Annotated in this window: 15 protein-coding genes and 2 pseudogenes; 10 read left to right on the plus strand and 7 right to left on the minus strand. The window is 72.5% G+C overall.

Going from position 1 to position 14,571, the window contains the following annotated elements:
- The coding region (locus ACWDCZ_RS34895) for a helix-turn-helix domain-containing protein (protein ID WP_449817971.1) at positions 1-463 on the plus strand (463 nt) is incomplete at its 5' end.
- A gap of 68 nt (positions 464-531) precedes the next feature.
- Here ACWDCZ_RS34895 and ACWDCZ_RS34900 read toward each other — a convergent pair.
- The 3 genes from ACWDCZ_RS34900 to ACWDCZ_RS34910 are packed head-to-tail and all read right to left on the minus strand — an operon-like array spanning position 532 to position 3,980.
- The gene (locus tag ACWDCZ_RS34900) at positions 532-1,092 is read right to left on the minus strand and encodes a flavin reductase family protein (RefSeq protein WP_117487100.1); all 561 of its coding nucleotides are present in this window, start codon (positions 1,090-1,092) and stop codon (positions 532-534) included.
- Positions 1,089-2,399: a cation:proton antiporter gene (locus ACWDCZ_RS34905; protein ID WP_449817972.1), complete on the minus strand. Its 1,311-nt coding sequence runs from the start codon at positions 2,397-2,399 to the stop codon at positions 1,089-1,091. Before ACWDCZ_RS34905 ends, ACWDCZ_RS34900 begins: the two co-directional genes overlap by 4 nt.
- A 30-nt stretch (positions 2,400-2,429) precedes the next feature.
- The gene (locus ACWDCZ_RS34910) at positions 2,430-3,980 is read right to left on the minus strand and encodes a tryptophan halogenase family protein (protein ID WP_074002444.1); all 1,551 of its coding nucleotides are present in this window, start codon (positions 3,978-3,980) and stop codon (positions 2,430-2,432) included.
- A 294-nt stretch (positions 3,981-4,274) separates the two neighbouring features.
- Between ACWDCZ_RS34910 and sbnB the strand changes: the two genes are divergently transcribed.
- The 4 genes and pseudogenes from sbnB to ACWDCZ_RS34930 all read left to right on the plus strand — a co-directional run bounded on the left by sbnB (position 4,275) and on the right by ACWDCZ_RS34930 (position 7,813).
- Positions 4,275-5,357, plus strand: a complete 1,083-nt coding sequence (gene sbnB / locus ACWDCZ_RS34915) for a 2,3-diaminopropionate biosynthesis protein SbnB (RefSeq protein ID WP_449817973.1) — start codon at positions 4,275-4,277, stop codon at positions 5,355-5,357.
- A 310-nt stretch (positions 5,358-5,667) separates the two neighbouring features.
- Complete coding sequence (locus ACWDCZ_RS34920) at positions 5,668-6,468, plus strand: AfsR/SARP family transcriptional regulator (protein ID WP_234348407.1); 801 nt, start codon at positions 5,668-5,670, stop codon at positions 6,466-6,468.
- A 13-nt stretch (positions 6,469-6,481) separates the two neighbouring features.
- Positions 6,482-6,865: pseudogene (locus tag ACWDCZ_RS34925) on the plus strand (helix-turn-helix domain-containing protein); the annotation flags it as partial.
- 3 nt (positions 6,866-6,868) lie between these two features.
- Complete coding sequence (locus ACWDCZ_RS34930) at positions 6,869-7,813, plus strand: substrate-binding domain-containing protein (protein WP_241852889.1); 945 nt, start codon at positions 6,869-6,871, stop codon at positions 7,811-7,813.
- Here the strand turns inward: ACWDCZ_RS34930 and ACWDCZ_RS34935 are convergent.
- The 4 genes from ACWDCZ_RS34935 to ACWDCZ_RS34950 form a co-directional block, all read right to left on the minus strand.
- Entirely contained in the window at positions 7,705-9,063 is a 1,359-nt protein-coding gene (locus ACWDCZ_RS34935; protein ID WP_049652161.1) for an ABC transporter permease, read from the minus strand. The two genes, ACWDCZ_RS34930 and ACWDCZ_RS34935, sit on opposite strands and share 109 nt — an antisense overlap.
- Positions 9,063-9,890, minus strand: coding sequence for an ABC transporter ATP-binding protein (locus tag ACWDCZ_RS34940; RefSeq protein ID WP_449817974.1), 828 nt, complete (start codon positions 9,888-9,890; stop codon positions 9,063-9,065). Before ACWDCZ_RS34940 ends, ACWDCZ_RS34935 begins: the two co-directional genes overlap by 1 nt.
- 78 nt (positions 9,891-9,968) lie before the next feature.
- Positions 9,969-10,208 carry a hypothetical protein gene (locus ACWDCZ_RS34945; protein ID WP_049652159.1) on the minus strand — a complete coding sequence of 80 codons (240 nt, stop codon included), beginning with the start codon at positions 10,206-10,208 and terminating at the stop codon, positions 9,969-9,971.
- A gap of 54 nt (positions 10,209-10,262) precedes the next feature.
- Positions 10,263-10,604 (minus strand): ArsR/SmtB family transcription factor, encoded by a 342-nt coding sequence (locus tag ACWDCZ_RS34950; protein ID WP_049652158.1) that lies wholly within the window; start codon positions 10,602-10,604, stop codon positions 10,263-10,265.
- Between the two features lie 161 nt (positions 10,605-10,765).
- On the opposite strand from ACWDCZ_RS34950, the gene ACWDCZ_RS34955 reads away from it, so the two are divergent.
- The 5 genes and pseudogenes from ACWDCZ_RS34955 to ACWDCZ_RS34975 all read left to right on the plus strand — a co-directional run.
- Complete coding sequence (locus ACWDCZ_RS34955) at positions 10,766-11,026, plus strand: acyl carrier protein (RefSeq protein WP_049652157.1); 261 nt, start codon at positions 10,766-10,768, stop codon at positions 11,024-11,026.
- 37 nt (positions 11,027-11,063) lie between these two features.
- Positions 11,064-12,305 (plus strand): beta-ketoacyl-[acyl-carrier-protein] synthase family protein, encoded by a 1,242-nt coding sequence (locus ACWDCZ_RS34960; protein WP_049652156.1) that lies wholly within the window; start codon positions 11,064-11,066, stop codon positions 12,303-12,305.
- On the plus strand, positions 12,302-13,105 hold the full coding sequence (locus ACWDCZ_RS34965; protein ID WP_181970522.1) for an alpha/beta fold hydrolase: 804 nt from the start codon (positions 12,302-12,304) through the stop codon (positions 13,103-13,105). Before ACWDCZ_RS34960 ends, ACWDCZ_RS34965 begins: the two co-directional genes overlap by 4 nt.
- Positions 13,102-14,067 carry a hypothetical protein gene (locus ACWDCZ_RS34970; protein WP_380742025.1) on the plus strand — a complete coding sequence of 322 codons (966 nt, stop codon included), beginning with the start codon at positions 13,102-13,104 and terminating at the stop codon, positions 14,065-14,067. The genes ACWDCZ_RS34965 and ACWDCZ_RS34970 overlap by 4 nt, the downstream gene beginning before the upstream one ends.
- Positions 14,064-14,571, plus strand: a pseudogene (locus ACWDCZ_RS34975) (beta-ketoacyl synthase N-terminal-like domain-containing protein); the annotation flags it as partial. The gene ACWDCZ_RS34970 and the pseudogene ACWDCZ_RS34975, both read left to right, overlap by 4 nt.

The following is a 14,571-nucleotide window of genomic DNA, read 5'->3' on the forward strand; positions in this document are numbered from 1 at the left end:
GCTCACCCCCTCTGTGTTCCTCAACCACCGGCCGGGCCTGGCGATCGACGCCGAGGGGCCGGACGCGCAGGTGGTGCTGGTGTTCGCGGCCCCGCCGCACGCCCGCAAGGGGGCCCAGCTGTGGCAGGAGCGGGACAGCGGCTCGCGGCCGCTCGGCGCCCTGGTGGGCCAGACCCGGGCCGCCGCCCTCCGTACGCTGCGGGCGAGTTGCACGACCAGCCAGCTCGCCGACCGGCTGGGCATCTCGGCGGCCAGCGCCAGCCAGCACGCGGCGGTGCTGCGCCGGAGCGGGCTGATCACCACCCGCCGGGTGCGCAACACCGTGCTGCACTCGGTGACGCCGCTCGGGATGGCGCTGCTGGACGGCGGGCCGGTACGGCCGGCGGCGACGGGCTGCGACCGGTCCGAGCGGCCGGCCCGCGGGGCCCGGCCGCGGAGCGCCTCGCACCTGCTCGCCTCGTAGGCACAGCGGGCTGGACCCCCGGCCGCCGTCCGGTGCCGGGGGTCCTCGCCCTTCCCGCCGTTCCGGGATCAGCTCCGCGGCCAGGCCCGGAACTGGCGCAGCCCGTACAGCAGCGGCCGCGGGTGGTGGCGCCGTACGACCCGGCGGATCTCGCCGTAGACGGTGACGTGGTCGCCGACCCGCTGGGCCAGCACCACGTCGCAGTCGGCCACCGTGTGGGCGTCGCGCACCAGGTGCGGGCCGGCCGCCTCCGGGGCCTGCTCCCAGGGGAGCAGCTGGAACCGGTCCGGGTTGCCGGAGGCGAACAGTTCGGCGGTCCCCTGGGCGTCCTCGTGCAGCAGGTTGACCGCGAACAGGCCGCTGTCGGTGACCGCTTCGAGCGTGGGACTGCCGTCGCGCAGGCAGACCAGGAGGGTGGGCGGGTCGAGTGAGACGCTGCACACCGCGGAGCAGGTCATGCCCCTCGGGGCGCCGTCGGGGCCGGTGGCGGACACCACGCTCACGCCCGTGGGGAACCCGCTCATCATGGCCCGGAACTCGTCGGGGGTGGCTCCCGCCGTCCCCACGGCTCCGGACGCCCCGGAGGCCCCGGCCCGTAACCGGGCCCGGTCGCCCGCGTACTCGGTCATCTCGCACCGCTTTCTGTCTCGACGGACTCCACCGGCGCCATGGCCGTCGCGCTGATCCCCTCGGCCGCCGGGCGGCCCTCCATCCGGTCGAACAGCTCCAGCAGCGGCCCGGTGGCCGCCGTGGTGACCAGTGCCATCACCACCAGGGCCAGGACCAGCGGCGCGGGCAGCACCCCGGAGGCGAAGCCGGCCTGGAGGACGATCAGTTCGGTGAGGCCGCGGGTGTTCATCAGCGCGCCGATCCGCCGGGCGGTCCGGGGCGGCTGGCCGCCGACCCGGGCCCCGAGGTAGCCGCCGAGGCCCTTGCCGAGGAAGCCCAGCAGGACGGTGCCGGCGATCAGCACCCCGGAGGTGGCGGAGAAGGCGCCGGTGAGCACGGTGACCCCGGTGACCACGAAGAAGGCGGGGGTCAGGAACTGCCCCGACCGGGAGACCGTGGACACCACCCGGGTCCACGGGCCGCCGTCGTCGTGCGGGACCGCCAGCCCGGCCAGTGCCGCGCCGAGGATCGACGTCATGCCGAGGTGCTTCATGGCGAAGGCCACCGCGAGGGCGGCCACCGCGACCAGGACCGCCATCGCCCGGGGCGAGCGGCCGCAGAGCCGGGACGCGGTCCGGGTGCCCAGCGCGTAGCGGATGGCCAGCGCGCAGACCACGCCGACGGCCAGGGCGCGCAGCGAGTGCAGCGAGCGTGCCGGGTCCCCGGCGCCCAGGCTGATGGCCAGGGAGAGCAGCAGCCAGCCGCAGGCGTCGATGACGACGGCGGAGGCCAGCGAGAGCCGGCCCGGGACGCCGTCGCTCATCCCGCGGTCGGCCAGGATGCGGGCCATCACCGGGACGGCGGTGATGGCCATGGTGACCGCGACCATCAGGAGGAAGGCCGGCAGCGGGGCGCCGCCGCGGGCCGCCCGGTCGCCGGTGAGGGCGATCAGCCCGACCAGCAGGCCGCCGGTGGCCAGCGGCGGCACCAGCGCCCCGACGGTGATCCAGGTGGTGGCGCGCCGGGGCAGCCGGTCCCGGCCGCGGCGCAGTTTGTGGGCGAGGCCGACCAGGAAGAGCACCAGGGCGGCCTCGGCGACGGTCTTGACGAGGTCGAACACCGGCCCCGGCAGCACGGTGTCGAAGGCGGGCCGGCCGGCCAGGGCGATCACGGCGGGCCCGGCCAGCAGGCCCCCCGTGATCTCCCCGATCACCTCCGGCTGCCGGAGACGGCGCGCGACTCTCCTGCCCGCCACGGCGATCAGCAGCACGACGCCGAGGACGGCGGCCGCGTGCACGACGCGTGTCAGGAGCTGGAGGACGTCCATGACGAACGGGCCCCTTTCCCGGGATCGTGGTCAGCGCATCCGGGCGAAGTAGTCGTACGCCTTGGGCAGCGTCGCGACGAGCCGTTCGGTCTTCTCCCGGATCTGGGCGAACTCCCGTTCCGCGGCGGCGCCGTCGGAGAGGTCCAGGGCCGGGGAGTGCGCCACCTCGATGCCGCCCATGCCCAGCAGGACGCTCATGTAGGAGTACGGCGGCAGGCCGTGGTAGTAGGGGAAGACCGTTTCGGAGTCCGGGAGTTGGGCCTTCCAGAGTTCGAGCCGCTCGGCCAGCGAGTCGGGGATCTTCCGGGTCTTGGTGTCCCGCCAGTACTGGGTGTCGGTGCGCTTGGCGGCGACGTAGTGCAGGACCAGGAACTCCCGTACCCCGTCCATGACGTGGGCGACGGCCCGGTTGTAGAGGTCGCGCCGGACCGGGTTCCAGTCCTGCGCCGGGAAGTACTTGACCAGTTGCTCGATGGCGTGGTGGATGAAGAAGATCCCGGTGGACTCCAGCGGCTCCACGAAGCCGCTGGCGAGGCCGACGGCCACGCAGTTGCGGGACCAGGAGTTGCGGCTGCGGCCGATCCGCATCCGGATGTGGTTGGCCTCGACGTCGGCGGCGGCGGGGCCGACGAAGGCGCGCAGGGTCCGCTCGGCCTCCTCCGGCGAGAGGTAGTCCTTCGCGTAGACGTACCCGGTGCCGACCCGGCCCATCAGCGGGATCGTCCAGATCCAGCCGGCGTCCTGGGCGGTCGCGGTGGTGCAGGGCAGCACGCCGCGCTTCGCCATGTCCATCGGCACCTGGAGGGCGACGGCGCTGTCGTTGGGCAGGGTGTCCTGGTAGGAGATGAACGGCTCCTCCAGCGCCTTGTTCAGCAGCAGCCCGCGGAAGCCGGTGCAGTCGATGAAGAGGTCGCCGGTGAGCTCGCCGTGCTCGGCGGTGCGCAGTCCGCTGATCCAGCCGCGGTCGTCGAGCCGGACGTCCTGGACGTCGTCGACGATGCGCTTGACGCCTCTGTCGGTGGCGTACTGCGTCAGGTACTTGGCGAGCAGCGCGGCCTCGAACTGGTAGGCGTACGGGAACTGGGTCTTGCCCTGGTGCTCGGACATGGTGAGGCCCTGCATCTCGTCCGCGCCCTCGTCGAAGGGCTGGTCGATGAGGGCGCCGTCGAGGTGGCGGGGGCTGAGGCCGGCGTCGATGACCGAGGCCATCACGAAGCAGTCCTTGTCGAACCGGCTGGTCGGCCCCTGCTTGAGCCACCAGTCGGTGAGCGGGAAGCCGTTGACCGAGCGCATCTGCTCGAACGGGTGGTAGAAGTAGTGGCCGGGCTCGCGCCAGTCCTCGAAGCGGACGGCGAGCTTGTACGTCGCGTTGCAGGCCGGCATCCAGTCCTTCTCCTTGAGTCCGAGGAACTCGAAGAAGTGGCGGATGTCGCTGAAGGTGGCCTCGCCGACGCCCACGGTGGAGATGTTGCCGGATTCCACGAGGGTGATGTCCACCCGGTCCTCGAACGCGGCCTTCAGGTACGAAGCCGTCATCCAACCCGCTGTTCCGCCGCCTACGATCACAACCCGGTCGAGCACTGGTGACTCCTCTTCGGTGGTCCACGTGTTTCCGGCAGGGGAGGTGCCGGATACCGGCCGAGGTGGCGCCGTCGGTCGTCACCCCGCTGGTAGAAGCTGAGGGCGGCGCCACCAGAGAGTGACTCTAGGCATCCTCGTAAGGTCCGACCAGGTCATTTGGCACTGGTCGAAAGTCGCAGGTCGGGTTGACCCGTACCTGTCGGACCATTCGAACGCCTGACGGGTCATCAGCGCGGTGTCAGCGCAGGTCAGCCACACTGCTGTGGCCAGATCTCCCCCGAGACGGAGCCACTCATGACGCAGCAGAGGCAGATCCCGCAGTTCGCCGTCGTCCCCGGCGCGCAGGTGCACGGCGTGCTGTCCGGCAACGAGAAGCAGACCGTCGACCTGGTCGCGGCGACCTACCGGGTGCACGGCGAGGGGGACACGGTCAACCCGCCGTCGTACTTCCTGCGCTTCCCGGACCGGCCCAGCTCGCGCATCATCGCGCTGCCGGCCTCGGTGGGCGGCGGCACGCCGGTCGACGGGATCAAGTGGATCTCCAGCTTCCCGGAGAACGTGGCCGCGGGCCTCCCCCGGGCCTCCGCGGTGCTGGTGCTCAACGACCCCGCGACCGGCTACCCGATCGCCTGCCTGGAGAGCTCGATCATCAGCGCCGCCCGCACCGCCGCCTCGGCCGCGCTCGCGGCCGACCGGCTCTCCGCCGGCCGGCCCCGGCCGCGGCGGGTCGGCTTCATCGGCACCGGGCTGATCGCCCGGCACATCCACACCTATCTGGCCCGCACCGGCTGGGAGTTCGACGAGGTCGGGGTGCACGACCTGTCCGCCGAGCACGCGGCCGGCTTCCGCTCCTACCTGGAGCGCGCGGACCCGGAGCGGGCCGACCGGGAGCAGGCCGGCGCCTCGCCCCGGATCACCGTGCACGGGAGCGCCGAGGAGCTGGTCCGCGCCTCGGACCTGGTGGTCCTGGCGACCGTCGCCGCGAAGCCGCACCTCACCGACCCCTCGTGGTTCTCCCACAACCCGGTGGTGCTCAACGTCTCGCTGCGCGACCTGGCGCCCGAGGTGCTGCTCGCCTCGGCCAACGTGCTGGACGACGTCGAGCACTGCCTGAAGGCCGAGACCTCCCCGCACCTGACCGAACAGCTCACCGGCAACCGGGACTTCATCGACGGCACGCTCCACGAGGTGATGGCCGGAAAGGTCCGGGTGCCGACCGACCGGCCGGTGGTGTTCTCGCCGTTCGGGCTCGGCGTACTCGACCTCGCGGTCGGCCGGTACGTCTACGACGCGCTGGCCGCGCGGGGTGAACTCGCCGTCGTGGACGGCTTCTTCCACGAGCTGGACCGCTACGGCCGGGGCGCCGGGCAGTCGTAGCCGCACCTCCGACTTCCCATGGACAGCTCAACCCGCCACCTGTAGCATTCTTCTGACAGGTCGACATATACGGGCTCGCCGTCACGGTGCGTCCCCGTCGGCCCGTCCCGGGTGGCGCGGCGAGGCCGCACCCCCGCCTCCGAGCCGGGCGCCGGATCGCTCCCCCGTCGATCCGGCGCCCCTCCGGGTGTCATGCACAGGGCGTGTCATACCATCCGCCCCCGGCCGCCCCGCCCGGCTGGTATCTCCCGGTCCGCACCGGCGTCGCGCAGACTCACCTGGACGGCTCGGAAAATCATGGGGTGCTGCTGTGGAAATCAAGCTTCTCGGTCCGCTGCTCCTGTCGCACGAGAACGTGCACTACACCATGGCGTCGAAGCGGACCAGCGTCGTGCTGACCCTGCTGGCGACCTCACCGGGGATCCCGGTCCCGTTCGACGAGATCGTGGACGAGTTATGGGGCGACCAGCCGATGGCCAATGCCCGCAACGCCCTCCAGGCGAATGTCGGCCGACTGCGCCGGCTGCTGGAATCCGTGACCGGCCGCAAGGGCGACGAAACCCTCCGCACCGCCAACGGCGGCTATCTCCTCGACGTCCCGACGGACGCGATCGACGCGCACCGTTTCCTGCGGCTCGCCGACGCGGGCGGCGATCTCGCCCGGCGCGACCCGGACCGCGCCATCGCCACCCTGGAGGAGGCGCTCGGCCTGTGGCGCGGCGGCGCCCTGATGGACTCCTGCGACGGGCTGCGCTGCCGGATCCGGGCGGCGCACCTGGAGGAGCGCCGGATCAGCGCGTACGAGGACCTGACCGCCGCCAAGCTCGCCGTGGACTCGGCCCGGGTCCCGGTGTCCGAACTGCGGCAGCTCGCCGTCGAGCACTCCGAACGGGAGCGCCTGAGCGAGCTGTTGATGCTCGCGCTCTACCGCGACGGCCGGCAGGCCGAGGCGCTGGAGGTCTTCCACAGCACCCGCCGCCGGCTCGCCGACGACCTGGGGCTGGAGCCCGGCCGCGCGCTGCACCACGCCTACCAGGCGATCCTCCGGCAGGCCGACCTGCTCGGCGAGCCGCGGCGGGTGCTCGACTTCGCCGGGCCCGTACCGGCCTGATCCCGCTCGGCATATGCCCGTTCCGGAAAATCCCGGAATACCGGTTTCCGATCACCGGCCGCGCCGCGCATTCCCCCCTCCCGACCCCCGTCCCGTTCCGGCCCGTTCACGCCGCTTCCGACTGTGGACGGTCAAGGATCACTCTGTTAGCGTGGCGACCGCCTTGGATTTTTCCTGGTGGCTACGCGAGGAAGTCGGAATCGCGGACGGGGGCCCAGTGGACGTTGAGTTGAGGCATGCCAAGATCGTTACCACCATCGACCGGCTGGGCAGCATTTCCAGAGCCGCCGCCCAATTGAGCCTTCCCCAATCGAGCCTCACCGCACAATTGAAGCGGATCGAAAGAGCCGTGGGCGGCGAGCTGTTCGTACGGACCAGAACCGGAACCATTCCGACCGCCTTGGGGGAAAGGCTCATCCCGATTCTGGCCGAACTCGTCCAGCACGCGGACCGGGTGATCGCCGAGGCGGCCGCGCACTTCTCGGAGGTGTTCCGGTTCGGGAACGCCGAGTGGACGCCGCCGTCGCTGCGCAGCGCGCTCAAGTCCGCGCTGCCGGTCAAGGAGGTGCAGACCGAGACGCTCAGCCCCGACGCCGCCATCGCGCAGGTGTCCCGCGGCGCCCTGCACGCCGCGATGGTGCCCGGGGTCGCGCTGGCCGCCTCGGCCGAGGCGGACGAACCCGCCCTGGCCAGCACGGTGATCGTGCGGGAGCCCGTCTGGGTGGCGCTCCCGCACGACCACCACCTGGTCGGCCAGGAGGCGGTGAGCCCGGCGCAGCTCGCCTCGCTGCGGTGGGTCCGCTACACCCGCGACCACTGGTTCCACCCGATCGAGAAGCAGCTGTTCGCCGCCGTCGGCCGGGCCGACCTGGAGGTGCTGCACTACGTCGACGGCCACCACGAGGCGATGAACTGGGTCCGGGACGTCCGGGCCGCCGCGCTGACGCCGCCCACCGGCGTCACCCGCGAGGTGCGCCTCGTCCCGGTCTCCGTCGCCGAGGGCACCGACATGCTGCTGGTGTGGCGCAGCGACTCGGTGACCGACGACATCCAGCGCAGACTGCTCACCACGCTCCGGCGCTACTACTGCGAGTACGCCCGCACGATCCCCGGGTACTGGTCGTGGGTCACCCGACACCCGGACCAGTTCGCCGAGTTGGAGTCCTTCCTGCCGCCCCGGGTGCAGTGGGGCGGGGCCGGCCGGGCGGGCCCGGAGTGGTCCGGGCCCGGGGCCGGTCACAGGGTGGCGAGCGCCTCGGCCGGCGGCGTCCGCAGGGCGGCGCCGGTGGCCGAGACACTGGCGAGGGCGGTCAGCGCCCCGACGAACCCGACGATCGAGAGGTAGATCCAGACCGGTCCGCGGGGCAGCCAGGAGCCGTCCAGCGCCATCCGGAAGGGGGCGAGCGTGGCCGCGGCGACGAAGGTGCCCAGCACCGTGCCGACGATGGTGACGAGCAGCGACTCGATGCCGGTCATCGCCAGGATCTGGCCGGGGGTGGCGCCGACCAGCCGTTGCAGGGCGAACTCCCGGCGGCGCTCGGCGGCGGCCACCACCAGGGTGTTGACCAGGGAGATCACCGCGTACGCGATGATGCTGCCGGCCAGCAGGTAGTCCACCCAGGCGCCGACCCCGTCGCCGCCCTGGCCGGCGGAGAGCGTGGTCTGGAGGTAGATCAGCGCGGTGGACAGCCCGGTGGCCAGCATCACCGGGCTGACCGCGCCCGCGATCCGGATCCGGCGGGCCCGGGCGTTGTCCATCGCCAGGTCCCCGGTCAGGCCGAACAGCGCGCGCAGCGGGCGGTGGAACACCCCGGTGAGCACCTTGGTCAGCCCGGGGCCGAGCAGGGCGATCCCGCCCGCCCAGAGCATCGCCGAGGGGCCGGCCGTACTGGCGGCGACCTCGCCGTTCATCACGGTGCCGGTGACCACCGCCAGCGCGGTGCCGCCGGCCAGGCAGAGCACCGCGAAGGCCAGCCGCGGGCCGCTCAGCCAGCGGTGCTGGAGGCGGGACTCGGCGAGCGCGTCGGCGGGCCGGGAGAGCGCCGCCCGCCGGGAGGCGATGAAGGCCGCGGTCAGCGCGGCGAGCATCGAGGTGCCGCCCGCGGTGACCATCGGGATCCAGCCGGCGTGGTAGGTGATCCCCTTCGTGACCACGCCGCTGGCCGCGATCTGCTCCAGCATCCACCCGCCCGCGAGGTAGCCCGGGACGAGGGCGAGGGCGACGGCGACGAGCGCGACGACCAGGGTCTCCACCACGATCATCCGGCGGAGCTGGCCGGGCAGGGTGCCGATCGCGCGCAGCAGCGCCATCTCGCCGAGCCGCTGCTGGACCACCAGGGCCAGCGTGGAGCCGACGATGAAGACGGTGACCATCGCGGCGATCCCGCCGAACACCGCGGACATCGAGATCAGCCGGCTGGCCGCCTGCTGGGTGCCCGGCGGGACGGCCGCGAACGGGGGCACCCGGTGGCGGATGCCGGTCTCCATCAGGCCGCCGCAGGCGGTGAGGATCACCGCGCCGAAGAACAGCGCGACGGTGGAGGCGATGAAGCTCGTCCTGCGGAACCGCAGGGTCTGCAGGGCCAGGGCGAACATCAGCGGGCCGCCTCTCCGCCGCGGGCGACGGGGGTGCCGGAGGCGACCGCCGCGCCGGAGCCGTCGGAGCTGTCGCCCCAGGCGCCGAGCCGGGTCATCCGCTCGGCGATGGTGTCGGCCGAGGCGCCGCTCAGCTCGTCGACGATCCGCCCGTCGGCCAGGAACAGCACCCGGTCGGCGTAGGAGGCGGCGACCGGGTCGTGGGTGACCATGACGGCGGTCTGCCCGTCGTTGTGGACGGCCTGGCGCAGCAGCCGCAGGATCTCCACCGCGGTGCGGGTGTCCAGCGCGCCGGTCGGCTCGTCGCCGAAGAGCACCGCGGGCCGGGTGATCAGGGCCCGGGCGATGGCGACCCGCTGCTGCTGGCCGCCGGACAGCTCGCCGGGCCGGTGGTTGCTGCGCGCGCCGAGGCCGACCTGCTCCAGCACCCGCTCGACGCTCTCCCGGCCGGGCCGGCGCCCGGCCAGCCGCAGCGGCAGGGCCACGTTGTCGGCCACGCTCAGCGCGGGCAGCAGGTTGAAGGCCTGGAAGATGAAGCCGATCCGGTCCCGGCGGAGCCTGGTGAGCTCCTTCTCGCTGAGCCCGGCGAGTTCCATGCCGTCCAGCGAGACTGAGCCGGAGTCCGGCCGGTCCAGCCCGGCGGCGCACTGCAGCAGTGTGGTCTTGCCGGAGCCGGACGGGCCCATCACCGCGGTGAAGGTGCTGCGGCCGAAGCCCACCGACACGTCGTCGAGGGCGACGACCCGGTTGCGCTCGTTGCCGTAGCCACGGCAGACGTTCCTCAGTCGCACGGCATCGTCGATGCCGTGCACGGTGGCGGTGGTCATGGCGACTCCGTGGGTGACCAGGACGGATGGGACGGGATGGCGCCGGACGGCGCGGATGGAACGGGTGGGACGGGTGGTTCAGAGTTCGTCGACGCTTCGCAGAAGGTCCTCGACCGATGCCAACCTGGCGGTCAGCGCCCGTAGTTCACCCCGGAGCGCCTTCTGTCCGGTCAGCGTCTCCTCGGCCAGCTGCCGGTAGGCGGCCATCGCGGCGGCGTCCGCGCGGTGCCGCTGGAGGGTGAAGTACGAGACGATGCTGACGCTGATCCCGCCGATGACGATCAGTGTGATGACGATGGCGATCACGCCGCCGCTCATGAGGGTCCCTTCTGTTCCTTCGGGCGTCGCGCCTTCCTCCGGGCGGCGCCTGGTTCAGGCGTCGCTGCCTTCGGGCGTCGCGTTGCGCCCGTCGACCTGCGCCCGGTCCTCCCGGAGGGCGGCGATGACGGTGTCGACCGTGACGCGGATGTCGAACGGAGTGAGTTCGAAGAACTTCATGGCCTTGCCGTCATCGGAGAGCTCCAGCGCGCCGGCGACCAGACCGGCGTGTTCGAGCCGCTCCAGGTGCATGTAGAGCAGCGGCCTGGACATGCCCAGCCGCCGGGCCAGTTCACTGACGTGGACCCGGCCCTGCGCCAGTTCGCCGATGATCCGCAGGCGCTGGGTGTGCCCGACGGCGGCGAGCAGGGCCAGTAGTTCCGCGCTTGTCGGCACCCCCACCCTCTTCCTCCTACCTGAAAGTTGAGACTGACAGGTGTTGGCGAGCACTGTCAAGCCGATCAACGACCGTCAGTTGCACGTCAGTTGTCCGTCAGCGCGGGCGAGAAGAATTCAGATCATCATCTGCCGCACCCACCCCCTCACCGGGAGGCGAAATGCCCAGCACCGCGGTCGTCACCACCGAACAGCGCGCCCAGATCAAGGAGATCGTCTGCGACATCCTCGAACTGGAGGCCGACGAGGTCACCGACACCAGCCGGTTCAAGGAGGACCACAACGCCGACTCGCTGGGCGCCATCGAGATCCTCTCCTCGCTGGAGCGGACCTTCTCGATCGAGATCGACCAGGCCGAGCTGATCCGGATGGTCAACCTGGACGGCGTCGTCGCCGTCGTCCAGGAGAGCCTGTCCAAGTAGCCCGCCGCAGCGCCGAGTCGACAGAACGGAGTCAGCAATGGTGGGCAGCGGAGACCGGGAACCGCGCCGGGTCGTCATCACCGGGCTGGGCGCGGTCACCAGCATCGGCACCGGGGCGGCCGAGTTCCTCGGCGGGCTCCGCAGCGGCCGCAGCGGCGTCAAGCCGATCACGTCCTTCGACACCACGGGCTACGCCCACGCGAACGGCTGCGAGATCGACGACTTCGACCCGGCCCAGTGGATCGAGCACGGGGATCCCGAAGAGCTGGGCCGGGCCAGCCAGTTCTCCGTCGCGGCGGCGAGGATGGCGGTGGCCGACGCGGGCCTCGCCCTGGAGGAGCTCCGCGCCAGGCGCGTCCTGGTCTCGGTCGGCACCACCGACGGCGAGTCGCGCGACCTCGACGCCCTGACGGAGCACCAACTCCACCACGGACCCGAAGGGTTGCCCGCGGTGGTGGCCCGCCGGTCGGCGGCCGGCCTGCTGTCCAGCAGCGTGGTGCGCGAACTGGAGCTCACCGACGTGGAGGCCGTCACCATCGCGACCGCCTGCGCCGCGGGCAACTACGCCATCGGCTCCGGCTTCGACGCGATCCGCTCGGGCGAGGCGGACGTCGCCCTGTCCGGCGGCGCCGACGCGGTCTGCCGCAAGACCTTCACCGGCTTCTACCGGCTCGGCACCATCGCGCCGGAGCTGAGCCAGCCCTTCGACGTCGACCGCAAGGGCATCCTCACCGGCGAGGGCGCCGGCATCCTGCTGATGGAGAGCCTGGAGTCGGCGCTGGCCCGCGGCGCGGGGATCTACGCCGAGGTGCTCGGGTACGGGCTCAACTGCGACGCCCACCACCCGGTCGCGCCGGACCGCGACAGCCTCGCCGCCTGCATCGAACTGGCCCACCGCAACGCCGGGGTGAAGCCGGAGGACATCGACTTCATCTCCGCGCACGGCACCGGCACCAAGGCCAACGACGTGACGGAGGCGGGCGCGATCCGGCAGGTGTTCGCCACCCCGCCGCCGACCGTCTCCATCAAGTCCATGCTCGGCCACACCATGGGCGCGGCCAGCGCCCTCGCCTCCGCCGCCTGCGCGCTGGCGATCAAGGAGGGCTTCATCCCGCCGACGATCAACCACCGGCAGACCGACCCGGAGTGCGGCCTGGACCCCGTCCCCAACCGGGCCCGCCCCGCCGAGGTGCGCATCGTGCAGAACAACGCGCTGGCCTTCGCCGGCAACAACGCGGTGCTCATCCTCGGCGCGTACCGAGCGCACCCGGACGCATGAGCGCGCCCACCCCCCGGCTGCGCAGGGCCGCCGAGGGCCCCGACCCGGTCCGGGTGCTGCTGCTGCACGGCCTGGGCGGCAAACCCTCGGTGTGGAGCCCGCTGGTCCGGCGGGCCGGGGCCGCCTTCGAGCTGTGGGACGTCGAACTGCCGTGGCGCGCCCAGTCCGAGGGCGACGGCTGGGGCGCCCGGCCCGACCCCGGCCGGTTCCTGGTCGAGCTGCTGGACGAGCGCTTCGACGCCGTCGTGGCCCACTCGTACGCGGCGAACCTGGTCGTCGAGGCGACCGCGGCCGGCCGCACCGCGCCCCGGCCGACCGTGCTGATCAGCCCCTTCTACCGGCCCAGCCCCAAGGACTTCGACTGGTCGGTGATCTCGTACTACCTCAACGACTTCCACCGCGTCTTCGAGGAGGCGCTGGAGGTCGGCGAGACCGCGCGGTTCGCCCGGTCCCACCGCGACTGGATGGCGCGCCAACTGCGCGACCAGGTCGGGCCGTACGGCTGGATGCGGTTCTTCGAGGCCTACCTGCGCTCCCCCACGCTCGACCTCGGCGCCGTCGGCTCGCCGCTGCTCGTGCTGTCCGGGCAGCGGGACACCGCCGCCCGGCCCGAGGACGGCCGGGCCCTCGCGGCCCGGGTGCCCGGGGCGCGGTACGAACTGCTGCCGGGCTGTCGGCACTTCCCGATGGTCGAGCGGCCCGACCTGGTCACCCGGCTGGTGTGCGAGTTCCTGCGCGCCGCCGTGCCCGGGGCGCCGCACGCCGACGCCACCACCCTCTCACCCCAGGAGTTGCCATGACCAGCAGTGCCCCCGCCGCCGACCCGACCACGCGGGTGCGGCTGCGCCCCCGCTACGAGGGCTCGAATATCTGCACCTGGATCGGCTTCAAGCACGTCAACTACCTGGTCGAGGAGGCGGTCTACGACCACGCCCGGCAGCACGGGTTCCCGCCCGGGGAGCTCTTCGAGCGGTACGGCCTGGGCGTCGACCTCACCGATCTCGACACCAAGATCCTCACCGCGCTGCACATCGACGACGTGGTGACGGCCACCGTGCGCCGACTGCCCGCCCAGGACGGCGGCGGGCTGCGCCTGGGCGTGGAGCTGACCGTGGAGCGCTCCGGCGAGACCGTGAAGGCCGTCGCCGCCAAGGCCACCGTCCACCTCCGCTCCGACCCGCGCGGCCACGCCGTCGCCGAACCGCCCGCCGAGCTCGTCGGGCTCACCGTCGACCGGCTGGGCGCGGGCGCGGCGCCCGTCCCGCTGGAGCCCGGCACCGACCCGCTCGAGCAGCTGACGGCGGGCCGCAACGCCTTCGGCTGGGCGTGGCGGATGCCGTACTTCTACTGCCACTTCACCGAGCGGGTCCAGATGTCCGGGTACCTGCGGCAGATGGAGGAGGTCGTCGACCTCTTCCTGGCGGACCGCGGCGTCTCCATCAAGACCCTGCTGGACGAGCAGGACTGGATCCCGGTCGTCCCGCACTCCCGGATCACCCTCCTCGACGAGGCGCTGATGGAGGAGACGCTCTACACCGTCTACACCGTCGAGAGCGTCTTCAAGCGGCTGACCTACACCGCGCGGATGGACGCCTACGTGCTGCGCGACGGCGTCCTGGTGCCGACCGCCACCGGCCGGATCACCCACGGCTGGGCGGTGATCGAGAACCGCCGCGACTGGAGCCTGGTCGACTTCGACGACCGGCTGACCGACGCCCTGACCGGCAAGGCGGGCAAGGCCCTCGGCCGGGGCCGGGCATGACGGCGACCGACAGCCGGGCCCGGGCCCGGCCGGCCGGCCCGGACCGGGCGGTGCCCGAGCCGGTGTTCTCCGCCTGGTCGGCGGTCTCGCCCTTCGGGGTCGGCGCGCAGGCCTTCGGCGCGGGGCTGCGCGCGGGCGCCGGCGCCGTCGCCGCACTGGACCGCACCGCGTACCCCGGCCCCTACGAACAGGCCGCCCTGGTACCGGACTTCAGCGCCGCCGCGGCCCTCGGCCGCAAGGGCACCAGGACCATGGACCGGGTCACCGCGCTCGCCGTGCACACCTTCGGCACCCTGCTCGACGGCTGCGGGCCCGGCCTGCTGGACCGCCCCGAACGGGTCGGCCTGGTCCTGGGCACCGGCTCGGGCAGCGTGCAGAGCATCATGGACTTCACCAGGGACTCACTCACCGGCGACCGCCCCTACCTGGTCGACCCGGCCAGGTTCCCGAACACCGTGATGAACCGGGCCGCGGGCCAGTGCGCGATCTGGCACGGCATCAAGG

Source organism: Kitasatospora sp. NPDC001225, from assembly GCF_053597855.1.